Genomic DNA, 23,208 nt, shown 5'->3' on the forward strand with positions numbered 1-23,208 from the left:
AATGAGGCACCCGCGAACGATTATGGCACTGCCCCGCGGGTGCGCTGACGCTTACACCGCGCTACAAACCCGTCAATTCAATACGTTGCAAACGTAGCGCGTGGTAACGCATCTTGCGAGGAACGAGCAAATGAGGCACCCGCGAACGGCACAGCCGCCCAATAAAAAAACCCCGCAAGCACTTAGCTTGCGGGGTTTGGTATTACTGAGCATTGCTCTAAGAACAGTTTTTAGAACAGCTCAAAGAACGCTAGTAAACGTGCTTAGCCGAGCAGGTGCTCAACAGCCGCGCGCTCTTCACGCAGTTCTTTCTCGGTAGCCTGCATCTTCTCTTTGCTGAACGCGTCCAACTCAAAGCCTTGAACGATTTCATACTTGCCACCCTGACAACGAACTGGGTAGGAGTAGATGATGCCTTCTTCAATGCCGTAGCTGCCGTCAGACGGGATCGCCATGCTGACGATACCATCGCAACCCAGCGCCCAATCACGCATGTGATCAATGGCTGAAGACGCCGCAGACGCTGCAGAAGATGCGCCGCGTGCTTTGATAATCGCCGCACCGCGCTGCTGTACTGTCGGGATAAAGTCGTTTTCGTACCAGTCACGCTCGACCAGATCGAAGGCGGCTTTGCCGTCTACTTTGCACTGCGCCAGATCAGGGTACTGGGTAGCACTGTGGTTGCCCCAGATAATCATGCTGTCAACGTCAGTAACGTGCTTGCCGGTTTTCTGAGCCAGCTGTGTCAGCGCACGGTTGTGATCCAAACGCGTCATCGCAGTGAACTGGCCTGCATCGAGGTCCGGCGCATTGCAAGAAGCAATCAATGCATTGGTGTTAGCCGGGTTACCGACAACGAGTACACGCACGTCACGGCTAGCGTGATCGTTCAGCGCTTTACCTTGTACAGAGAAGATCGCGGCGTTGGCTTCCAGCAGGTCTTTACGCTCCATACCCGGGCCACGCGGACGCGCACCTACCAGCAAGGCGAAATCGGCATCTTTGAAGGCAACGTTCGGATCATCAGTGGCAACGATGTCTTGTACCAGCGGGAAAGCACAGTCGTTAACTTCCATGACAACGCCATTCAGTGCGTCCATGGCTTGGGGAATTTCGAGAAGCTGGAGAATGACTGGCTGATCCGGCCCCAGCATATCGCCAGCGGCGATGCGGAAAATAAGAGAGTAGCTGATCTGGCCGGCACCGCCGGTAATCGCAATACGTACTGGATCTTTCATCATTGCTCCTTGATGGTTCGCCTAGGGTGGGTTCTCGCCTGAGAGTGGGACGACAGAACTCAAGACGCAAAGATGGTATGCCCAGATGTGCAAAAACTCAATCATACATGAGACTACTACCCATTCTCTCAGCGGCTTGGTACTCGCTGCCAGACGCCAGTTGCGCTATGGTGTGTCGGTCAGTAAGCCTTAACTTTTAGTACGGCCTACCCTTCAGCATGACTTGCCTTGTGTGATTTTTTTGGGTTAATACGGATATAACTACCCCATGCGACGAATCCCCTACTCTTACGCGCTTGCTAGCCTGCTAGTTCTGGCGCTTGTGATATGGCTAGCGGTTGGCGATTTTCAACGTTTCCAAAGTAGTCCACCTGATGTAGATGCCACTGAACGCGACGCAACACCTCGTGTAGAGGTGATGACCCAGCAGAGCGCGCCCTATATTCCTAAGCACGTGCTGCAAGGCCAGCTAACTGCTGAAAAAGAAACACTGCTGCGCGCCAATGTAACTGGCTATGTCGCAGAAAAACCGGTGGCCCAAGGAGAAACCGTCAGCCGAGGCGAGACACTGCTTGTACTAGACAACGACGCGCTCCCTCAACGCCTACAGCAGGCACGTGATGAGTTAGCGCTTGCTGAAGCGGAGTACGCGGGTGCTCAAAGCCTACGCCGCCGCGAGCTGATTTCTCAGCCAGAATTGCTGCGCCTGCAAAGTGCCTTAAGCGCCAGCGCAGCCCAGGTAGCTCAGTTGGAAAAGCAGTTAAGCGATACTCGCCCTACCGCACCCTTTGAAGGCGTGTTGGACCGCGTCCAGGTTGAGCTTGGCGACTTGCTGCAACCAGGCGAAGAGTGGGCACGACTGATCGACGACCGGCGTTTAATCGGCACCGCTTGGGTGGCTCAACAGCAAATCGGCGAGTTAAGCGTTGGCTTACCTGTCACCGCGCGACTGCTCAATGGCCAGTCGCTTTCCGGCGAAGTGTCTTACATTAGTAGTCGTGCAGAAGAAGCCACTCGCACATTCTATATCGAAGTAACGCTCGACAATCCAGACAGGCAACGCCTAGCAGGGAGCAGCGCTGAATTCACCATAACGCTGCCACCTCGACAGGTGCATACTCTATCGCCTGCTCTCTTTAATCTGAATGAGCAGGGTCAATTAGCCATCAAGCATGTTGTTGAGAATAACCGCGTTGCCCAAACGGCGATTGAATTGGTCAGTGCTGATACCGAACGCGCCTACGTTACTGGCCTACCCAGCTCCGTGCAGTTGATCACCCTCGGCGCAGGTTTGGTCAACCCAGGCGACACCGTAACACCAGTGTCTACCCAGGAAGGTGGTCATGCGTCAGTTGATTAATGCGGCGCTAACCCACACGCGAACCACCCTGCTGCTCCTGGTTGGCCTGCTGCTAGCGGGTACAACTGCCTGGCAGATGATTCCCAAGGAAGCCAATCCAGACGTCACTATCCCGATTATTTACGTCTCGCTTTCGCTGGAAGGCGTTAGCCCGGAAGATGGTGAGCGCCTGCTAGTTCGCCCAATGGAGCAGGAGCTGCGTGGAATCGAAGGGCTGCGCAAATTTACCGCCCAGTCTAGCGAAGGTCATGGGTCGGTAACGCTGGAGTTTGATCCTGGCTTTGATCCGGATACAGCGCTTTCTGATGTACGCGAACGCGTGGATATCGCCCGCAGTAGCTTACCGGATGAAGCGGACGAGCCTCGAGTCATGGAGGTTAACGTCTCGGAGTTTCCGGTGTTGAGCATCGGCCTTTCCGGCGAGCTGGATACTCGAGAACGGGTAACCATTGCGCGTCGCTTAAAAGAGGAAATAGAGGGCATTGCCGACGTTCTAGAGGTCGATATTGCTGGCGACCGCGAGGACTTACTCGAAATTGTCGTTGACCCACTGGTACTGGAAAGTTATGGCGTTGATTTTGATACGCTGTTTAATCAAATCTCACGCAATAATCGCCTGGTTGCTGCGGGCAGCTTGGATACCGGCGCTGGACGGCTAGCACTAAAAGTACCGGGCATTATCGAATCGTTAAACGATGTCATGGACATGCCGGTGAAAGTTGACGGCGACCAGGTGGTTACGTTTGGCGATGTTGCGTGGATTTTACCGACCTACAAAGATCCCGAAGGATTTGCCCGCATCGACGGCCAACCTGCGGTAGTGCTGGAAATTTCCAAGCGCGCTGGGGCAAATATCATCGCCACCATTGACGCCGTCAAAGAACGATTTGCCCAGGCAGGCGACCTGCTGCCGGAACAGCTGCGTATCACCACGATTTTGGACGAGTCGGTTACCGTTCAAGACATGCTCTCTGAGCTGTTAAATAACGTGCTCACCGCAGTGGTACTGGTATTAATTGTTGTCGTAGCCGTGATGGGTTGGCGCATGGCGCTGCTGGTGGGCCTGACCATACCCGGCGCGTTTTTAACCGGCATTCTACTGGTTTGGGCATTTGGTTTTACGCTCAACATTGTGGTGTTATTTGCGCTGATCTTAGTGGCTGGCATGCTAGTGGATGGTGCGATTGTAGTCAGCGAGCTCGCTGACCGACACCTGCATGAGGGGCAGTCTCCCCACCAGGCTTGGCTGAATGCCGCAACACGCATGAGCTGGCCGGTTATTGCCTCTACCGCGACAACGCTTGCGGTATTTATACCACTGCTATTTTGGCCAGGCGTGGTAGGTCAGTTTATGAAGTACCTGCCTGCCACCGTCATCTTGTGCCTTCTTGCGTCGCTAGCCATGGCTCTGGTGTTTTTGCCAACCCTGGGGCGATTGTTTACCCGCACATCCCATACAGCAACCGCGGGTGCTGGCCCGGTCGACGAAAGCACGTCGCTTGGGCGCGCCTATCGCCGCGTACTCGGACGTTTACTGCAGCATCCCACCTGGGTGCTCGTGTTTGCGGTACTGTTAATTGGGTTGATTTATACCGGCTATGCTCGTTTTAATCATGGCGTTGATTTCTTCCCCAGCGTAGAGCCGGACAGCGCGCAGGTGCTGGTACGTGCCCGAGGCGATTTTTCCGCTGAAGAAACCGACACCATACTGAAGCGGGTGGAAAGCCGGCTGGGCAGCATGGGAGAAGTCGAAGCCCTTTATGCACGCTCTTTTGCGGTGCCTAACCAGCAAATGGGCAATGATGTGATCGGGATGTTGCAGTTTCAGTTTGTCGACTGGTACCAGCGCCGCCCTGCCCGCACGATTTTGGCTGACATGGCCGAGCGCACTCAAGATCTACCGGGGATAACGCTAGAGTTTCGCGAGCAGGAGATGGGGCCTGGTGGCGGCAAACCTATTGTGCTCGAAGTAAGCGCCACTGATCCAGATATCGCAAACGCCGGCGTTGACCAGATTACGGCACTAATGCAGGAGCTAGGCGGCTTTACCGACATCCAGGATAACCGCAGCCTGCCCGGGGTCGAATGGCAGGTAAAGGTTAACCGTGAAGCCGCTGCCCGCATGGGCACCGATATCACCACCATTGGTAGTGCTGTACAGCTACTCACCACTGGCCTTCAAGTGGCCAACTACCGTCCCCCCACCGTTACTGATGAGGTGGATATTCGCGTGCGCTTACCGGAACACTGGCGCACGCTCAACCAACTTGAACGACTGACGATCAACACCCCACGAGGCCAAGTGCCTATTGCTCACTTTGTAGACATTACGCCCGCCCCCAAAGTTGGCACCCTGAATCGTATTGATGGACGCCGTGCGATTACCGTTGAGGCAGATTTAGCACCAGGCTATTTAGCGGACGAGCGGTTGCGAGCGCTACTAGATGCAGGCCAAAGCCAACTTGACGATAGTTTGATGGTTAATGTGGCGGGTGAACAAGAAGATCAGCAGGAATCCATGCAGTTCTTGATCAGCGCTTTCTTGATCGCGATTGGGCTAATGGCGCTGATTCTGGTGACACAGTTCAATAGCTACTATCAAGCAGCGCTAGTGCTATCGGCCATTGTGTTCTCCACTGCGGGCGTTTTGATGGGACTGCTCATTACTGGCCAAGCGTTTGGTATTGTCATGGTGGGCATGGGCATTATCGCCCTGGCAGGTATTGTCGTTAACAACAATATCGTCTTGATCGACACTTACAACGAGTTGCGCGGCCAAGGCATGCCCCCAACCGAAGCGGCACTAGAAGCAGGCACCCTGCGCTTACGCCCAGTGCTTCTCACCGCTATTACCACCGTGCTGGGGTTAATGCCGATGGTGCTGGGAATCAACGTTAATCTTTTTGCACCCGCGCTAGGATTCAATGCCCCCTCGGCCCAGTGGTGGACACAAATGTCCAGCGCGATTGCAGGTGGCTTAACCTTTGCCACTGCCCTAACGCTCTTGCTAACGCCTTGCATGTTAGTAATAGGCGGCAAGGTGAGGCGTGAGAAGTAATAGGTGAGGTGTGAGACTGCATAGCAGGGGCGGCTGGGGCACCGTTCGCGGGTGCCTCATTTGCTCGTGCCTCGCAAGATTCGTTACGCCGCGCTACAAAACATACTGAATTCACAGGGGTTGTAGCGCGTGGTAAGCGAAGCGCACCCGCGGGGCAGCGAAAAGCGCTACGCTGGTGACTTCATCTGCTGTGGGCTGTGGGCGGCGTGCAGGCGGGCGATTAGCTGGTCTTCAAGGGCAAAGCGCTCTGCCAACCCTTTCGCTAAGCGGTCAATCCAGGCGGGCAAACGCACTAGATTCTGCTGACAGCGTACCGGTGAGGCGAAGTCTTCATCGAATTCCAGCACCATGGCCGTTGACAATTCTAAGCGCTCAAGAAGCTTTGCCGCGATTTGTAACGCACTCTCATCGTCGAATGCCTTCGCTTCCTCAGCAAGCTGGGGGTAAATCTCGAAGTGCCCAGCGCTGATGTAGTCCATCAACAACTCACTAAAGGTGTCAATGCGCGCTTTACTAATCGCCTCTAACTCGGCGTCACAAGCTTCTTTCAGCTCAATGAAGCTGACTAACAGCGAGCGGCGCTGATCAAGCCAGCGATCAATCAAACTGTGCACGCCCCCCCAGCGCTCCAGGGCATTTTTGCAATCTTCGAGCATGGGGCTTTCTCCTTACAGATAGCCGTCTTCAACTGAGCTAGACTCGCGCGTCCGTGGACACCTGTCAATCCTAGCGGGTACGGTTTACTTAATTAAATGAGGCCAATCAATTAACGTAAACCATACCACTTATTTAACTCTTTTTTACAGACCATGTTTTTACAGACTATGTTTTTAAAGACCACAGAATACGCAGAGGCGCAATCGCGAGCAATAAAAAGCCGATCAAGGTCCATGCAGGCAGCGACAGGCCTAAGAACATGAAATCGATGTCAGCACACTCACCAGAGCCGGTAAGCACCATGGCAACCACTTCTTGCATCGGCAAGATATCCATCATGTACTCAAGGCCTGGGCCACAGGTTGGCACTTCGTCAGCGGGCAAGCCTTGAAGCCATACATGCCTTCCGGCAACAAAAGCACCCGTACCTACTGCGGCTAAGCTCAGCAAACCGTAGATAGCTTTGCCTACTTTGCCACTTGGGTTATGAAGTGCAGCGATACCTAGCACCAGCCCTGCGGCAATCACCGCGACCCGCTGAAAAATACACAACGGGCAGGGTTCCAACCCCATAATATGCTCAAGCCCCAAGGCTACCGCCATCATCAGAACACAAAAGGCGAAGCCCGCTAACGCGATAGGGCGAACTGCTAATGATGTCATTGACCATCCTCTGGTGAAATAGCAGACAGCGCTCTGGACTCACGCGCTTTGGCAAAGTAAGTGCTTAGGAACTCACTAAAGCTCTCTTGATCGGCTTCTTCAATATCGTGCTGTTGTTGGTGCGAGGTCTCGATCAACTGAGCAAGCAGTGCTTCACGAGAACGTAGCATGGACGTGGATTTAAGCTTGTCGGCTTGCTCTTGAGCCAATTGCAACAGCGTATCGCTGAGCGAGCCATTACCAGCTTCCAGGCGCGCCAGTAGTTGCGCTGAGGGAGTTAGAGAAGGATCTTTCAGCCGCGGCGCTAGCTCAGCGAGTGCCGACGCATGAGGAGTACTCTCTTCTACAGCATCCAATAGGCGTGCCACTTCGGCCATTTCCGCAAAAATCTGCTCGCCCCACTCCTTCACAGTCGTCGTTTTGCCGTTATGGATCAGCTTCAGCGCTGGGTCACGCCCACGCTCAACGACGAAACGGCGATTGTCGTCTAAGCGGTCGCACTCTTCGTCTGAAATCCACGGGCTATCGCTTAATAGACACCACATTAAGAAGGTATCAACAAAACGCATCTGAGCTTCGGTGACACCTAGCGGGTCGAATGGATTAAGATCCAAACAGCGTACTTCGATGTACTCCACCCCACGCGCTTCCAGGGCTTGACTGGGCGTTTCGTTGTGCTTGGCGACTCGTTTAGGGCGAATATCGCTGTAGTATTCGTTTTCAATCTGCAAAATATTGGCGTTTAACTGCTGCCACTCGTCGCCGTTCTTCACGCCCAGCTTTTCGTAGTCTGGCCACGGAGTGGAAATAGCGTGCCGTAGCGTGTTGACGTAGTTGGACAACGAGTTAAAGCAGATTTTAAGCTGCGACTGCACTTTATTCTGATAGCCCAAATCCGACATACGTAGCGTGGTCGCATAGGGGGCGTAATAGGTGTCGTCGCTCAGCGACTGCAGTTTTTCAGGCACTGTACCAGTTGGCAGGAAGCTTTTGTCGATGGCGGGTGATGCGCCAAATAGGTAGAGCAGCAGCCAGCTATGACGACGAAAATGCCGAATCATGCCGAAATAACGCGTAGAGCGATAATCGTTAAAAGGAATATTGGTGGCTTTTTCAAGCTCACGCAGGGCATGCCACATATCATCGGGTAGCGATACGTTGTAATGCACCCCGGCGATAGCCTGCATAATACGCCCGTAGCGCACATCCAACCCTTTACGATAAACATGCTTCATGGTGCCCACATTGGAGCTGCCATAGTCAGCAATCGGTACGCTATCGTTACCGGAAAGCCGAGACGGCATGCTGCCTGGCCAAATCCACTCATTTTCCAAGTGGTGATAGGTAAACGTGTGCAGGTCTGATAAAAATGCCAACGCCTCTTTTGGCTCTGAATACACCGGTGTGATGTACTCCAATAGCGCTTCGGAGTAGTCAGTGGTGATATGCGGGTGGGTTAGCTTTGAACCCAGCGCGTAAGGGTGCGGCGTTTGAGCAATATGGCCGTTGGCGTCAACGCGCAGGCCCTCTTTTTCCACCCCGCGACGCAGGCGACCTAGGCGCCCTAAACGCGCGCTAGGGAGCAAACGCTCAACCTGGGCGGTCAGTGTGGATGGCACAGTGAGAGGTTCAGACAAGGTGAACACTCCTTGTTAGTAAGGCCTGCTTAAAGCAGGCCTTGTTGAAATCAGCTGGCATCGCCATGCGGTTTATCACGTTTTTTTACCGAGAATAGACAGCAGGATATGGCGGCAACCATTAAATATTCAAGACGCGCGACTATTTGCCCTGCTTTGCTTTAAGCAGTGCTGCGCCGAGCGCGCCCATTGGTGCCGCTGCTTCGCTGGACTTTCCTCCCTGGCGTTGACCACGACCATTCTGTCCAGAACTAGCCGACCGCTGGCTACGTGCAGGCTTACGAGGCTCGTCGTTAGTGGAATTTGCAGCTGCTTGCGCCTGCTCTGGCTCATCATCCAAACGCATTGAAAGTCCTACCCGCTTGCGGGGGATATCCACGCTCATCACCTTAACGGTAACGATATCGCCTGCTTTAACTACACTGCGCGGATCATCGATAAAGCGGTCAGAGAGCGCTGAAATATGCACGAGCCCGTCTTGATGAACGCCAATATCTACAAAGGCACCGAAGTGAGTCACGTTGGTGACGGTACCTTCCAGCACCATGCCCAGCTTCAGGTCTTTGAGTGTTTCGACGCCTTCACGGAATTCAGCCGCCTTAAACTCAGGGCGCGGATCGCGTCCTGGCTTATCCAGCTCTTTGAGAATATCGCTGACGGTAGGAACACCAAAACGCTCATCAGCGAAGTCAGCGGGCTTCAGTGCTTTTAGCGTCGCACTATCACCAATCAGGCCTTTTATATCTCGACTATTCTGCTTGGCAATACGCTCTACCAGCGTATAAGCCTCTGGGTGAACAGCGCTGGCGTCCAGCGGATTTTCGGCGTTGCTAATGCGCAAAAAACCTGCACACTGCTCAAACGTCTTTGGCCCAAGGCGACTAACTTCCAACAGCTCTTTACGGCTTGTGAAGGCACCTTTAACGTTGCGTTGAGCAACAATATTTTCAGCAATGGCAGCACTTAGCCCGGCAACACGTGAAAGCAATGCGCTAGATGCCGTATTGAGATCCACACCGACAGCGTTAACGCAGTCTTCTATCACGACTTCTAGGCTACGTGACAGCTGCACCTGGGAGACATCGTGCTGATACTGACCAACACCGATAGATTTCGGCTCGATTTTCACCAGCTCTGCAAGCGGGTCTTGCAGGCGGCGAGCAATAGAGACAGCACCGCGCACAGTGACATCAAGATCCGGCAGCTCGCGGGAAGCGTATTCCGACGCGGAGTAAACCGACGCACCAGCCTCAGACACCATGACTTTACTTAAACGATGTTCGGGTGCTAACGCCTTCAGCAGATCACCTGCCAGCTTGTCGGTTTCACGACTGGCGGTGCCATTGCCAACGGCAACGAGTTGAACGCCGTGCTGTTTAACCAGCTTAGCGAGCACATTGAGCGATTCGTCCCAGCGATTCTGCGGCGCATGGGGGTAAATCGTCGCTTGGTCGATAAATTGACCGGTAGCATCCACCACCGCAACCTTGCAGCCGGTTCTTAGACCCGGGTCAATCGCGAGAGTCACTTTTTGCCCTGCAGGCGCCGCCAGCAAAAGGTCTTTCAGGTTGGCGGCAAACACCTCGATAGCAGTCAACTCTGCCTGCTCGCGCAGGCGACCCAACAACTCGGTTTCAAGCGCGGTATAGAGCTTCACACGCCACGTCCAGCGCACTACTTCGCTCAACCATTTGTCGGCGGGGCGGCCTTCATCGCTAATACCCACTTGTTTGGCAATAGCGACCTGGGCCGGATGAATTGGCGCGTCCTCTTCGCCAGGCAGACGAATCGCCAGACTTAGAATGCCTTCGTTGCGACCACGGAACATAGCCAGCGCACGGTGAGATGGCACCTTGGCAAGTTTCTCGTCATGTTCGAAGTAGTCAGAGAACTTTGCGCCCTCCTGCTGCTTGCCATCTAGCACGCGGGCACTCAATTCGCCCTCTTGCCATAACCGTTCACGCAATCGGCCAATAAGTTCAGGGTCTTCGGCGAAGCGTTCCATGAGAATTTGCTTAGCACCATCAAGGGCGGCTTTGGCATCTTCAATGGCTGGAATATCGCCTTCTGCAGGGCGCAGGTACTGCGCTGCTTCGCTTTCGGGATTAAGCTGCGGATTGGCCAACAGGGCATCAGCCAGTGGCTCTAGGCCCGCTTCACGGGCAATTTGAGCTTTCGTGCGGCGCTTTTTCTTAAACGGTAGGTATAAGTCTTCTAGGCGCTGCTTCGTCTCAGCTGCCTGAATCGTTGCTTTTAGCGTGGCATCCAGCTTGCCTTGCTCATCGATAGCCGCTAGTACGGCTTCACGGCGCTCTTCCAGCTCGCGCAAATAGCGCAGACGCTCATCCAGTTGGCGCAGCTGAATATCATCGAGGGCACCCGTTACCTCTTTACGATAACGTGCAATAAACGGCACGGTAGCGCCACCATCCAGAAGCTCTACCGTTGCGGAGACCTGTTCAGGCCGTACGTTTAGCTCAGTGGCTAAGCGTGAAATAATGCGTTGTTTGACATCCATAACGTGCAACTAACTCATGCAGCATTCGAGGTGCCGACAAGGTACCACAATCGCACGATGCTGGCATGAATTGGCCACGATGGGGAAGCTGCCCTCGCGGGTGCGCTTCGCTTACCACGCGCTACAACACCACTGAGTTCAATGGCTGCATCCCTGTAGCGCGGTGTAACGAGTCTTGCGAGGGACGAGCAAACGAGGCACCCGCGACACTCCATGGGCACATGATCAACTCCAGCACCGCTTCGCACTACCCTCGCGGGTGCGCTTCGCTTACCACGCGCTACAACACCACTGAGTTCAATGGTTGCATCCCTGTAGCGCGGTGTAACGAGTCTTGCGAGGGACGAGCAAACGAGGCACCCGCGACACTCCATGGGCACATGATCAACTCCAGCACCGCTTCGCACTACCCTCGCGGGTGCGCTTCGCTTACCACGCGCTACAACACCACTGAGTTCAATGGTTGCATCCCTGTAGCGCGGTGTAACGAGTCTTGCGAGGGACGAGCAAACGAGGCACCCGCGACACTCCATGGGCACATGATCAACTCCAGCACCGCTTCGCACTACCCTCGCGGGTGCGCTTCGCTTACCACGCGCTACAACACCACTGAGTTCAATGGTTGCATCCCTGTAGCGCGGTGTAACGAGTCTTGCGAGGGACGAGCAAACGAGGCACCCGCGACACTCCATGGGCACATGATCAACTCCAGCACCGCTTCGCACTACCCTCGCGGGTGCGCTTCGCTTACCACGCGCTACAATCCCACTGAGCTCAATGTTTGCGTCCCTGTAGCGCGGTGTAACGAGTCTTGCGAGGGACGAGCAAGCGAGGCACCCGCGACACTCCATGGGCACATGATCAACTCCAGCCTTCGCACTACCCTCGCGGGTGCGCTTCGCTTACCACGCGCTACAATCCCACTGAGCTCAATGTTTGCGTCCCTGTAGCGCGGTGTAACGAGTCTTGCGAGGGACGAGCAAGCGAGGCACCCGCGACACTCCATGGGCACATGATCAACTCCAGCCTTCGCACTACCCTCGCGGGTGCGCTTCGCTTACCACGCGCTACAATCCCACTGAGCTCAATGTTTGCGTCCCTGTAGCGCGGTGTAACGAGTCTTGCGAGGGACGAGCAAGCGAGGCACCCGCGACACTCCATGGGCACATGATCAACTCCAGCCTTCGCACTACCCTCGCGGGTGCGCTTCGCTTACCACGCGCTACAATCCCACTGAGCTCAATGGTTGCATCCCTGTAGCGCGGTGTAACGAGTCTTGCGAGAGACGAGCAAACGAGGCACCCGCGGATAGTGTTTTATGCAGGCACAAACCGCAGTGCTACACCGTTGTTGCACCAGCGCAAGCCGGTAGGCTCTGGACCATCACCAAAGACATGACCTTGATGACCGCCGCAGCGCGCGCAGTGATATTCTGTGCGTGGCCACACCAGTTTGAAATCCAACTTGCTTAACAAATGGCCCTCAACATGCTCGAAAAAACTGGGCCAACCGGTGCCAGAGTCATACTTCATCGCGCTGGTGAAAAGTACAAGATCGCACCCAGCACAGCGGTACTCACCTTCCCCAACCTCTCCGTCCAGTGGGCTTGAAAAGGCGCGCTCAGTTCCCTCTTCGCGGAGCACGTAAAAGGCTTCATCAGTCAGGCGTTCACGCCATTCGTCTTCGCTTAATTCAAGCTTTTCAAGGCCAGGAGCTGCTTTAAGGTCTAATCGCGGAAAGCCAAACGAGACGCCAGGAAGAACACCTGCCAATCCCGTTAGTCCAGCAAGACCCAAAAAGTGACGACGCTTCATTTGCGCACCCCTTTAACACGTCAAGGACATAGACACAAAAACGGGACGGCGCCTTAGCACCGTCCCGTTTTGACTACTTGACTGCCTAAACGTTCGATTAGTTATTCAAACGTTTGACAACTTTTACCCTATCGTACATATCAGGTTAACTGCGGACCCGCCTTGATAATTGCCTCGTTAACACCTTCAAACTTCTTAAAGTTATCAACGAATTTGGTGGCAAGATCTTGCAGGTGACGATCGTAGGCATCTTGGTCAGCCCACGTTTCGCGAGGATTGAGCAGGCTAGAGTCTACACCCGGCACCGCTACAGGCACTTGAAGGTTAAGGCCATCGATGTGCTGGGTTTCAACATCACGCAGCACGCCGGACTGAATAGCACTGATGATGGCGCGAGTAGTTGGGATAGAGAAACGTGAGCCACCTTCACCGTAGGCACCCCCTGTCCAGCCGGTGTTGACGAGATAAACCTGAGCATCTTTTTTGTCTACCCGCTTGATCAGCAGGTCGGCGTATTCACGCGCAGGACGCGGGAAGAACGGCGCACCGAAGCAGGTAGAGAATGTGGCAGCCAAGCCTTCAGATGAACCCATTTCGGTAGAGCCCACTTTCGCTGTGTAGCCTGACAAGAAATGGTACGCGGCGGCTTCTTTGGAAAGAATCGATACGGGCGGCAATACGCCAGACATATCGCAGGTCAGGAAGACGATAGCGTTAGGCTCACCAGCCAGGTTCTCCGGTACACGCTTTTCAACGTGCTCTAGCGGGTAAGCGGCACGAGAGTTCTGAGTCAGGCTGTCGTCGGCGTAATCCGGCTCGCGACGATCGTCAAGAACAACGTTCTCAAGCACGGTACCAAACTTAATCGCGTTCCAGATAACCGGCTCGTTCTTCTCAGAAAGGTCGATACATTTAGCGTAGCAGCCACCTTCCATGTTGAAGACGATACCGTCGCCCCACGCGTGCTCATCATCGCCAATCAGGTAGCGCGCTTGGTCAGCGGAAAGCGTGGTTTTACCCGTACCTGAAAGACCGAAGAACAGGCAGGTTTCGCCGTCTTCACCAACGTTTGCAGAACAGTGCATCGGCAGAACGTCAGCTTCTGGCAACAAGTAGTTCTGCACAGAGAACATTGCTTTCTTCATTTCACCGGCATAGCGCATACCAGCAATCAATACTTTGCGCTCGGCAAAGTTAATAATGACACAGCCATCAGAGTTGGTGCCGTCGCGGCTGGGGTCACACTCAAAACCCGCGGCGTTTAGAATCGTCCACTCATCTTTAACCGCTGTGTTGTATGCCTGCGGGCGCACAAACATGGTGCGGCCAAACAGGTTTTGCCAAGCCGTTTCTGTGGTAACACGAACGGGTAAGTAGTGTGTGTTATCACTGCCGACATGCAGTTCGGCTACGAAGTGCTCACCGCTACCCAGATAGTCTTCTACACGTGCCCACAGCGCTGAAAATTTCTCAGCATCAAACGGGCGGTTCACGCTTCCCCAGTCGATGCTATCGCGAGTAGAGGGCTCGTCGACGATATAGCGATCTTTCGGTGAACGCCCTGTGCGCAGACCGGTGTTTACCACCAGCGCACCGTTAGCCGACAGGCGGCCTTCACCACGGGCCACGGCGCGCTCGATCAGTTCGGCGCTGCTAAGATTAACGTGGGCTTGGGGAGCGGCTTGAGTCGTGGTCATGTCGATTCCTGGGTCTCGAATTTACCGGGCGTCAACGACGCCTTGAGAAATCATCTCAGCCGCTTATTGTTTCCAATACCATGGGCTGAGTGCGCTGAAGTCCGGCGCATTATGGCAAAAAGAAAGCCCCCAGGAAACGGGGGCTTTCATCAAATATCTTGTAGTTAAACTACTACAATGACACTACATTTTGTGTTGCAGCGCAGTATATTTTCAAACAACCGTTCGGCAGGCATCCTATAGGCTTTGCTATGACTAGCGCGGTATCTATACGACTTCAATACTCATGCCATCATCTGCGACTACACAATCAATGAATCACCGGGGGTGGCGCGTCCGGATTTTCTAATAAAATTTCAATATCTGCGGCTGTGTAGTGATATTTCGTGTGGCAAAAGTGGCATTGCGTATCGATTGCGCCTTCTTCACGCAAAATATCGCGCAGTTCCTGTTCGCCAAGCGTGTATAACGCATGACTCATTCGCTCCCGCGAGCAGGTGCAACCAAAGCGTAGTGCTTTCGGCTCGAACACTCTAACCGTCTCTTCGTGATAGAGCCGATACAGCACTTCGCGCTGCTCCAGCCCCAGCAGCTCTTCAGCCTTAATGGTTTCAGCGAGATGAACGCTGCGCTCCCAAGCATCAACATCTTGATTTTGTGAGGCGTCAGGCAGGCGCTGAAGCAGCAGCCCACCTGCACGCTCGCCATCAGCCGCGAGCCAAAGGCGTGTTGGCAACTGTTCTGATTGGCCAAAGTATGCTTCTAGGCAGCCCCCCAAGGTAGCGTGATCAAGCGCAACAATACCTTGATATCGATGCCCTTCCCTTGGATCGAGGGTAATCACAATTTGGCCTTCACCCACCAGCTCTCGGAAACTGGCATGTTCGCTGGGCAGCACAGCGTCTTCCGCGATTCGCGCGATCGCACGCAGCTCACCACCGGGGTTGGACTCGGCCATTAAGAGTGCAAGCGAGCCTCGTCCACGCACTTCAATGCTTAAGGTGCCGTCTAGTTTTACCGTGTCCGTTAGCAAAGCGACCGCCGCCAGCAGCTCACCCAGCAGTTCATTAACCGCTGGTGGATAGGCGTGACGGTCTAACACCTCATGATAGGCAGTGCTGAGCGTGACGATTTCACCACGCACGTTGGTTTGGTCAAACATAAAACGTTGGATTTGATCAGACATAAGGAAACCGCCGGAGAAGTAGAGAGAAGGCTTACCGCCATGACGAATAAGTGCGTGTTTAATCGCCCTGTTGGCGCTGGAAGCGCTGGATATCACGCCGCTGTTTTTTATCAGGGCGTTTGAGTGGGTGCTGCATGGCTTCATTGGTGAGACGACGAGCTTCAGCTTCTTTAGCTCGACGTTGCACGCTTTCCTCGGTTTCAGCGTAGAGCTTACGCGCTTCTGGCGCGCCGCGACGCTGGTCGGAAAGCGAAATCACTTCCACCTCAAAAATATCCCACCCTTGGGGAACGCGAATAAGCGCCCCCAGCTCGACATTTTTGCTGGTTTTGACGCGGCCACCGTCATAGTGAACTTTACCGCCTTCTATCGCTTTTTTAGCCAGGGCACGGGTTTTGAAAAACCGTGCGGCCCATAGCCACTTATCCAAGCGAACGCTGTCGCTCATTAACGCTCTCCTCGCTGCCCTGGCAGGTTATCTGGCAGCAGTTGGGCAAACCGGTCTAGGGCAATAAACTCCTGCAGTTCTTTTTCAGGCCGCTGGCTATCTGGCTGCTTAATACCCAGTAAGTGTTTGATACCAAACTCACGGGCACTTTCGAGTACGCGTGCGTTATCATCGATAAACAGCGTACGCGCTGAATCAAACGGTTCTCGCTCTTGAAGCGCAAACCAGAAAGCCTGCTCCTCTTTAGCAGCCCCCACATCTTCTGATGAGATGATGGCGTCGAGGTAGTTTTCCAACCCTGTCAGCGGTAATTTTAGCGCGAGGCTGGCACGGTCTGCGTTGGTCGCTAGAATGACACGGGGGTGGGCTTGCTTGAGCCAGGTTAAAAAGTCTAACGCGTCGCTACGCAGGCCTATCAAGTGTTGTACTTCGCGTTTCAGCGCCACGATATCCACACCGAGCTCGCGGCTCCAGTACGCAAGGCTGTACCAGTTCAGCGTGCCCTGTTCACCGATAATTCGCGCACGCAGCGCTTCTTGGCTCGCTGCGTCTAGCTGATGAAGCTCAACATAGCGTTTTGGCAGGTGCTCTAGCCAGAAATGGCTATCGAAGTGCAGATCCAGCAGCGTGCCATCCATATCGAGTAGGACAGTATCAATCTCGCGCCAATCAATCATTGCCGCTCCAGTATGAAAGAGTAAGCATGCTATTGTAGCGTAACCCGTTTTTTGCAGCCACGGAGGCATGATGTCACTCCACGACGCTTCAACAGGCAATACCCCACATGACTACCTGAAAAAGCCGCAAATCTTGGCGCGAACCAACGTCGCCAAAAGCCGTTTATTCCAGATTGAGTCGCTTGACTTGCGCTTTTCTAATGGTGAAGAGCGCCAGTTTGAACGTTTAACCGGCGCAGACCGAGGCGCGGTAATGATTATTGCCATGCCCGATCCAGAGCATGTACTGCTTATTCGTGAATATGCGGCGGGCTTTGAAGATTATGTGCTGACGCTGCCAAAGGGGCTAGTTGATCCCGGCGAAGATATTGTCACTGCAGCCAACCGCGAGCTAATGGAAGAGTGCGGCTTTGGCGCGCATCGCATTGAACCGCTGGTGGAGTTATCGCTTGCGCCTAACTATATGCGCCACCGCATGCAGGTACTCATCGCCACCGATCTTTATCCCAAGCGCCTGCCGGGCGACGAGCCAGAGCCGTTGATTGTCGAAACCCATGCCATTGAAGAACTGCCGGCACTGCTATTACGTGACGACTTCCACGAAGCCCGCGCCATCGCCGCGCTCTATATCGCAAGGGATAAGCTACGCGAAGAGAAACGTAATAACGCAATGGATTTGTTGTAAAGCGTTAATGATCAACGCGGGCAAATAGTCTAGAAGGGAGCTTCAGCTCGCGATGGTTTGGCCTCCTAAAATAGATCAGTGGCACGGTACCTTGTGGGAGGGAGCTTCAGCTCGCGATGACCCAGGCTTTTCTGCCTGTGCCAGCTATGGGCGGCTGCGCCGCCATCGCCGAGATGTCGGACCACCGATAAATCGGCCTCCTACAATGATGACCCCAGGGGTGCCTGGCCACTGCCAAAAGGCTTTTCATCCAATGCTTACAAATGGTGTTTTAGCGGTATCCAGCGGCGTTGGCGGTGGCTGTCTAGGCCAGCTTCCAAGAGCGTCATGTTGCGTAGCGCATCGTCAATATCAACAGGCAGCGGCGTTTTATCGCGGATCGCGACGGCCACGCCTTGATAGTAAGCCAGGTAGTCACCCGCCTGGGTAGCATGCTCGTGACGCACTAGCGGTGCCTCTTCTCCGTCGCCCTCGCGAAGGGTCAGCGTACCAGGGGAGTCAGCACCCCAGGCAGGCGTTGGCACTTCTCCCGCTTTTAAGCGATCCTCTTGAGGGTCTAGACCGTATTTAAGGTAGCTACCTTTCGTTCCATTAATGCGGAAGCGCGGTGTTGATTCGGCAACCAGCGTGCCAGCGCTGAGGCTAACGCGGCAGCCGTCGTACTCCAGCAGCGCTAAAAAGTCATCATCGGCTTTAGCGTCATCTCTGCGCACACCCAGATCTAGCATGATGGCATTTGGCATCCCAAACAGCTCACAAGCTTGGTCAAGCAAGTGAGGGCCTAGGTCATACCAAATTCCCCCACCTGGTGTGGCTTTTTCGCGCCAGCGGTCACGAACTTCAGGACGAAAACGATCAAAACGCGACTCAAGCCCAGTGACACGGCCTAACGTGCCGGCTTCAAGCAGCGCTTTAATAGTAAGGAAGTCACTATCCCAACGGCGGTTATGAAATACCGACACCAAACGCTCTTTATCAATCGCCAGCGCTTTTAGCTGCTTGGCTTCTGAAAGTGTGACGGTAAACGGCTTATCGACGACTACGTGTTTACCCGCCATCAACGCTGCTTTGGCGAGCGGAAAATGCGTGTCATTAGGTGTAGGGATAACAATTAGATCAATATCGCTACGCTGACATAACGCCAGTGCTTGGCGCTCAACCTCAACATCCAAGTCAGCATGCACTTTGGCGGCATCGCTAGAGGATACTGCGACTAAATCCAAGCCTTCCGTTGCCTGAATGAGTGGCGCATGAAACGTTTTACTCGCAAATCCATAGCCAACGAGGCCAACGTTGATAATCGCCTTCATTACATTCCTTAGTCGTTTTGACGGTTTGCATTGGGCATAAAGCAGCTCACATAAAGCAATCCACATAAAACAGCCCGCTTTGCACGGGCTGTTTTACATAGTACCTACACCTAGTCGAGCTTGGAAAGGTCGCGAACCGCACCTTTGTCTGCTGACGTGGCCAGCAATGCGTAGGCTTTCAGTGCGGGAGTTACCTTACGAGGCCGCTGCTCGACGGGCTTCCAGGCGTCTTTGCCTTTAGCTTCCATTGCCTCGCGACGCTTCGCTAATACTGAATCAGGTAGTTGCACGTTAATCGTACGGTTGGGAATATCAATCAGAATGGTATCGCCCTGCTCAACCAAACCAATCGCGCCACCTGCCGCCGCTTCGGGGGAAACATGACCAATGGAAAGCCCAGAAGTCCCGCCAGAGAAGCGGCCATCCGTCAACAATGCACAGGCCTTACCCAGCCCTTTGGATTTTAAGTACGAGGTCGGATAGAGCATTTCCTGCATGCCAGGACCGCCTTTAGGGCCTTCGTAGCGAATGACCACTACATCGCCCTCTTTGACCTTACCGTCCAATACATTGGCCACTGCTTGATCTTGGGACTCAACGACGTGGGCTTTGCCTTCGAACACGAGAATCGAATCGTCAACGCCTGCCGTTTTAACCACGCAACCATCGAGGGCGATGTTGCCGTAAAGCACAGCCAAACCGCCTTCTGTTGAGAACGCATGCGCTAGGTCGCGAATACAACCGGTAGCACGATCGCCATCTAGGCTTGGCCAGCGGGCGCTTTGTGAGAAAGCGGTTTGGGTTGGAATACCACCAGGGCCTGCTTTAAAGAACTCGACCACCTCAGCGTTTGGCGAGCGCATAATATCCCACTCTTCCAGCGCCGCTTTTAGGCTATCGCCGTAAACAGTTGGCACTGACGTGTCCAGCACTCCCGCACGATCCAGTTCGCCCAGAATAGCCATAATTCCACCCGCACGGTGAACATCTTCGATATGGTATTTCTGGGTATTGGGTGCCACCTTACATAGCTGCGGCACTTCCCTAGAGAGCCGATCAATATCCGCCATGGAGAAGTCGACTTCCGCTTCTTGGGCCGCCGCCAGCAAATGCAAAATTGTATTCGTAGATCCGCCCATGGCGATATCTAACGTCATAGCATTTTTGAACGCTGCTTTGTTACCAATCGCACGGGGCAGCAGGTGGGCTTCTTCGCCTTCATAGTAGCGCTTGGCCAGCTCTACAATGCGATGGCCAGCGGTTTCAAACAGGCGCCGACGGTCTGAATGGGTCGCCAGCACGGTACCATTACCAGGTAGCGCTAAGCCTAATGCTTCCATTAGACAGTTCATCGAGTTAGCGGTAAACATACCCGAGCAACTGCCGCAGGTGGGGCAAGCACTGCGCTCGACTTCAGCCAGAGTTTCATCATCAACGCTATCGTCAGCCGCCATAACCATGGCGTCGACCAGATCTAGGCCGTGATCTAGCAGCTTGGTTTTACCCGCTTCCATGGGCCCACCCGAAACAAAAATGACCGGAATATTGAGGCGCATAGCAGCCATCAACATCCCAGGGGTAATTTTGTCGCAGTTGGAAATACACACTAGCGCGTCGGCACAGTGGGCATTACACATGTACTCAACGCTATCAGCGATAATATCGCGGCTGGGCAGCGAATAGAGCATGCCGTCGTGCCCCATAGCGATGCCATCATCTACCGCTATGGTGTTGAACTCTTTAGCCACACCGCCGGCTTTTTCAATTTCACGGGCGACCAATTGGCCCATGTCTTTTAAGTGAACATGGCCCGGTACAAACTGGGTAAACGAGTTCGCAACCGCAATAATAGGCTTATGGAAGTCGTCGTCTTTCATACCTGTAGCGCGCCAAAGGGCGCGGGCGCCGGCCATATTACGGCCGGCGGTGGTCGTACGGGAGCGATACTCGGGCATGGTGTCCTCTTCTACATCTTTATCGTGGCCTACCGCATTCTTGGCGACAGGCAAGTGAATCCAGCGGCCTTAGATTGTGGCATGAGCGCACCGTGGAGACTAGATGGTGAGAGCAACCTCCCTTCCCAATTTGTCAGAGTTAAAACGTCTCCCACTGTGCAGAGTGATCTTGACTAGCCACTTCTCTTGCCGCAGCGCCTGAAGGCAGTTTCAGTGATGCTTTACGCTGCGCTTGATTAACCTGCTGTAGCTTTTCCCGGGCAGAGTGAATATTTTCTTCCTGGGCGCCTTCCAGACGGAAGGCATCCACTACATTCGCTAGCTCAAACGTCTCTAGCGCTAAATTATCCGCAGAGGCCGCGATGGTTTGTACTTTGGTGGCGTTTTGCTGAGTCACATTATCCATTTCAGCAATCGCGGAATTAATTTGGCCAATACCGCTGCTTTGCTCGCTTGAGGCGGTGCTAATCGACTCCATCAGCTCACTGACACGGCTGACCTGCTGCATCACATTATCGATGGCTCGCTCAGCTTGCTCGACCGCGCCACGGCCGCCACTGACCTCTTGCGTCGTACTTTCAATCATCTTGCGAATTTCTTGGGCCGCATCAGCACTACGGCTCGCCAAGTTACGCACTTCACTAGCTACTACCGCAAAGCCTCGACCATGCTCTCCAGCACGTGCAGCTTCGACCGATGCATTGAGTGCCAGGATATTCGTTTGGAAAGCGATTCCGTCAATGACGCCAATCATCTCCGCCATTTTTTCAGCACTTTGGGCAATACGCTGCATTCTTGCGACCAACTGCTGCATTTGCTCTCGGGTATCGCGGGTGCTTGAGGCATTCTGCACCGCCAGCTCCGTCGCTTGGCGAGCATTCTCAGTATTTTGCTGCACCGTGGACGTCATTTCTTCCATACTAGAGGCCGTTTGCTGCAGTGATGACGCCTGCTGCTCGGTGCGAGAAGCAAGCTCTTCATTTTCAGCGGCAATTTGCTGAACAGCAGGCGTGACAACCGACACTCGATGTTCTACATCACCGACAATACTCGCCAAGCTAAAGCGCATGGTATCCAACGAATAGAGCAACTCGCCCAGCTCGTCTTTCGTTTCACGACGTTCGCGAGCAGCCAAATTACCTGCTGCAATCTGAAAAGTAATATGTCGCGCCCCTTCTACGCTGCGCAACACTGACCTTAGAATTACGGTACTGAGACCTACCATCAACAGCAAACCAATGACCATCAACACCACTTGAGCAATCAACATTTGCTGGCGTCCCTGCTGAGCCTGACCCACCAGCGCTTCAGCATTTGCTCGCTCATCGCTAACTAACTGGCTACTGCTCTCTCTTAGCTGCTCTGTGGTAGGTTGTACACCGTCGTTAAAGGCTTCGAAAGCGGCAAAGCCATTTGCGTCACTGACCGCCGTCATCGTGGTATCGACACTGTTTACCCAGGTCGCTAATCTTGCACTAAAAGCTTGCAGACGCTCAGAATCGGCATTGCTGTCAGTAAGATACTCGTTCCAAAGCGTTTGTATTGATTGAGAATATTCGCTAATTGATGCGGCAACTGCATCAACATCAACCCGCCGAGGGTTACGAACAGCAGGTTCCAACTGAGTTACAACCTGTCCGATTTGGCGGTCTATTCGCTGAAGATTGGCGACGGCTTCTAGCCCTGAGCGATTTAACGTATCGAGACGCTCACCAGAAACCATTAAGCCGTACATCCCTAGGCCGCCTGCCAATCCCATTAGAATAATGGAGGCTACGACCATACCCGTTAACTTAGCTTTTAGGCTATTAAACTGAAAGCGAGCAAAAAAGCCTCCCACACCACGGCGCCTTAGCGCCCCTTGCGCCAGCGTGTAGCGGCGAGATTTACCTTTTTCGCGTATTTCTTTATAGACGGTTTCTGCCAGCGCAATACTTTGAGCTGGGGCTTTGCGCCGCAACGAGGTATACCCTACGATGCGATCGCCATCCCTGAGCGGTGCTACGCTAGCTGTGACCCAATAATGATCACCATTTTTACGACGATTTTTGACCGTACCCTGCCAGCTCGCACCTGACTTAATCGTCTTCCAGAAATCTGCATAAGCTGCTTCCGGCATATCCGGGTGGCGAATTAGATTGTGAGGGCTTCCCATCAATTCATCACGGGTATAGCCGCTGACCTCGACAAACGCTGCGTTAGCGTAGGTCACATTGCCCTTCAAATCGGAACGTGAAATCAGCACAGTCTCATCGTCAAGCGTGTACTCACGCTGAGTGACGGGTTGGTTGTTGCGCATGCAGAG

The 23,208-nt window shown here is 53.9% G+C and carries 16 protein-coding genes; 3 read left to right on the top strand and 13 right to left on the bottom strand.

Features of this window, described 5'->3' with window-relative positions:
* Positions 1 to 263: 263 nt before the first annotated feature.
* A complete protein-coding gene (locus JFC11_RS17305; RefSeq protein WP_038486035.1) occupies positions 264 to 1,238 on the bottom strand; it encodes a malate dehydrogenase in 975 nt (324 codons plus the stop codon).
* A gap of 268 nt (positions 1,239 to 1,506) precedes the next feature.
* On the opposite strand from JFC11_RS17305, the gene JFC11_RS17310 reads away from it, so the two are divergent.
* Positions 1,507 to 2,598: an efflux RND transporter periplasmic adaptor subunit gene (locus JFC11_RS17310; protein ID WP_198350149.1), complete on the top strand. Its 1,092-nt coding sequence runs from the start codon at positions 1,507 to 1,509 to the stop codon at positions 2,596 to 2,598.
* Entirely contained in the window at positions 2,582 to 5,656 is a 3,075-nt protein-coding gene (locus JFC11_RS17315) for an efflux RND transporter permease subunit (protein WP_198350150.1), read from the top strand. Before JFC11_RS17310 ends, JFC11_RS17315 begins: the two co-directional genes overlap by 17 nt.
* 167 nt (positions 5,657 to 5,823) lie before the next feature.
* Here JFC11_RS17315 and rsd read toward each other — a convergent pair whose 3' ends face one another.
* From rsd to yrfG, 9 genes are all read right to left on the bottom strand, one after another.
* Entirely contained in the window at positions 5,824 to 6,312 is a 489-nt protein-coding gene (gene rsd, locus JFC11_RS17320; RefSeq protein WP_038486042.1) for a sigma D regulator, read from the bottom strand.
* 166 nt (positions 6,313 to 6,478) lie between these two features.
* Positions 6,479 to 6,976: a disulfide bond formation protein B gene (locus JFC11_RS17325; RefSeq protein ID WP_038486044.1), complete on the bottom strand. Its 498-nt coding sequence runs from the start codon at positions 6,974 to 6,976 to the stop codon at positions 6,479 to 6,481.
* A complete protein-coding gene (gene gshA / locus JFC11_RS17330; RefSeq protein WP_198350151.1) occupies positions 6,973 to 8,613 on the bottom strand; it encodes a glutamate--cysteine ligase in 1,641 nt (546 codons plus the stop codon). The genes JFC11_RS17325 and gshA overlap by 4 nt, the downstream gene beginning before the upstream one ends.
* 142 nt (positions 8,614 to 8,755) lie before the next feature.
* Positions 8,756 to 11,131: a Tex family protein gene (locus JFC11_RS17335; RefSeq protein WP_198350152.1), complete on the bottom strand. Its 2,376-nt coding sequence runs from the start codon at positions 11,129 to 11,131 to the stop codon at positions 8,756 to 8,758.
* Positions 11,132 to 12,447: 1,316 nt separating this feature from the next.
* Positions 12,448 to 12,945, bottom strand: a complete 498-nt coding sequence (gene msrB, locus JFC11_RS17340) for a peptide-methionine (R)-S-oxide reductase MsrB (RefSeq protein ID WP_038486050.1) — start codon at positions 12,943 to 12,945, stop codon at positions 12,448 to 12,450.
* Between the two features lie 140 nt (positions 12,946 to 13,085).
* Entirely contained in the window at positions 13,086 to 14,642 is a 1,557-nt protein-coding gene (locus JFC11_RS17345; RefSeq protein ID WP_038486052.1) for a phosphoenolpyruvate carboxykinase, read from the bottom strand.
* A 310-nt stretch (positions 14,643 to 14,952) separates the two neighbouring features.
* Positions 14,953 to 15,828: an Hsp33 family molecular chaperone HslO gene (gene hslO, locus JFC11_RS17350; protein WP_038486054.1), complete on the bottom strand. Its 876-nt coding sequence runs from the start codon at positions 15,826 to 15,828 to the stop codon at positions 14,953 to 14,955.
* Positions 15,829 to 15,886: 58 nt separating this feature from the next.
* Positions 15,887 to 16,276 carry a ribosome-associated heat shock protein Hsp15 gene (gene hslR / locus JFC11_RS17355; RefSeq protein WP_038486056.1) on the bottom strand — a complete coding sequence of 130 codons (390 nt, stop codon included), beginning with the start codon at positions 16,274 to 16,276 and terminating at the stop codon, positions 15,887 to 15,889.
* On the bottom strand, positions 16,276 to 16,953 hold the full coding sequence (gene yrfG / locus JFC11_RS17360; RefSeq protein ID WP_089037425.1) for a GMP/IMP nucleotidase: 678 nt from the start codon (positions 16,951 to 16,953) through the stop codon (positions 16,276 to 16,278). Before yrfG ends, hslR begins: the two co-directional genes overlap by 1 nt.
* 70 nt (positions 16,954 to 17,023) lie before the next feature.
* On the opposite strand from yrfG, the gene nudE reads away from it, so the two are divergent.
* A complete protein-coding gene (gene nudE / locus JFC11_RS17365) occupies positions 17,024 to 17,638 on the top strand; it encodes an ADP compounds hydrolase NudE (RefSeq protein ID WP_193060828.1) in 615 nt (204 codons plus the stop codon).
* A gap of 257 nt (positions 17,639 to 17,895) precedes the next feature.
* Here the strand turns inward: nudE and JFC11_RS17370 are convergent, their stop codons facing one another.
* The 3 genes from JFC11_RS17370 to JFC11_RS17380 form a co-directional block, all read right to left on the bottom strand.
* Complete coding sequence (locus JFC11_RS17370; protein WP_198350153.1) at positions 17,896 to 18,948, bottom strand: oxidoreductase; 1,053 nt, start codon at positions 18,946 to 18,948, stop codon at positions 17,896 to 17,898.
* Between the two features lie 110 nt (positions 18,949 to 19,058).
* On the bottom strand, positions 19,059 to 20,903 hold the full coding sequence (gene ilvD, locus JFC11_RS17375; RefSeq protein ID WP_038486064.1) for a dihydroxy-acid dehydratase: 1,845 nt from the start codon (positions 20,901 to 20,903) through the stop codon (positions 19,059 to 19,061).
* Between the two features lie 139 nt (positions 20,904 to 21,042).
* Positions 21,043 to 23,202: a methyl-accepting chemotaxis protein gene (locus tag JFC11_RS17380; protein ID WP_198350154.1), complete on the bottom strand. Its 2,160-nt coding sequence runs from the start codon at positions 23,200 to 23,202 to the stop codon at positions 21,043 to 21,045.
* Between the last annotated feature and the right edge of the window lie 6 nt (positions 23,203 to 23,208).

The organism is Vreelandella alkaliphila (assembly GCF_016107625.1).
Lineage (GTDB): Bacteria > Pseudomonadota > Gammaproteobacteria > Pseudomonadales > Halomonadaceae > Vreelandella > Vreelandella alkaliphila.

What these genes read in the sequence shown, in the direction of transcription:
- JFC11_RS17305 (WP_038486035.1), bottom strand. Translation starts at nt 1,238, where the DNA reads ATGAAAGATCCAGTACGTATTGCGATTACCGGCGGTGCCGGCCAGATC.
- JFC11_RS17310 (WP_198350149.1), top strand. Translation starts at nt 1,507, where the DNA reads ATGCGACGAATCCCCTACTCTTACGCGCTTGCTAGCCTGCTAGTTCTG.
- JFC11_RS17315 (WP_198350150.1), top strand. Translation starts at nt 2,582, where the DNA reads ATGCGTCAGTTGATTAATGCGGCGCTAACCCACACGCGAACCACCCTG.
- rsd (WP_038486042.1), bottom strand. Translation starts at nt 6,312, where the DNA reads ATGCTCGAAGATTGCAAAAATGCCCTGGAGCGCTGGGGGGGCGTGCAC.
- JFC11_RS17325 (WP_038486044.1), bottom strand. Translation starts at nt 6,976, where the DNA reads ATGACATCATTAGCAGTTCGCCCTATCGCGTTAGCGGGCTTCGCCTTT.
- JFC11_RS17335 (WP_198350152.1), bottom strand. Translation starts at nt 11,131, where the DNA reads ATGGATGTCAAACAACGCATTATTTCACGCTTAGCCACTGAGCTAAAC.
- msrB (WP_038486050.1), bottom strand. Translation starts at nt 12,945, where the DNA reads ATGAAGCGTCGTCACTTTTTGGGTCTTGCTGGACTAACGGGATTGGCA.
- JFC11_RS17345 (WP_038486052.1), bottom strand. Translation starts at nt 14,642, where the DNA reads ATGACCACGACTCAAGCCGCTCCCCAAGCCCACGTTAATCTTAGCAGC.
- hslO (WP_038486054.1), bottom strand. Translation starts at nt 15,828, where the DNA reads ATGTCTGATCAAATCCAACGTTTTATGTTTGACCAAACCAACGTGCGT.
- hslR (WP_038486056.1), bottom strand. Translation starts at nt 16,276, where the DNA reads ATGAGCGACAGCGTTCGCTTGGATAAGTGGCTATGGGCCGCACGGTTT.
- yrfG (WP_089037425.1), bottom strand. Translation starts at nt 16,953, where the DNA reads ATGATTGATTGGCGCGAGATTGATACTGTCCTACTCGATATGGATGGC.
- nudE (WP_193060828.1), top strand. Translation starts at nt 17,024, where the DNA reads ATGTCACTCCACGACGCTTCAACAGGCAATACCCCACATGACTACCTG.
- JFC11_RS17370 (WP_198350153.1), bottom strand. Translation starts at nt 18,948, where the DNA reads ATGAAGGCGATTATCAACGTTGGCCTCGTTGGCTATGGATTTGCGAGT.
- ilvD (WP_038486064.1), bottom strand. Translation starts at nt 20,903, where the DNA reads ATGCCCGAGTATCGCTCCCGTACGACCACCGCCGGCCGTAATATGGCC.
- JFC11_RS17380 (WP_198350154.1), bottom strand. Translation starts at nt 23,202, where the DNA reads ATGCGCAACAACCAACCCGTCACTCAGCGTGAGTACACGCTTGACGAT.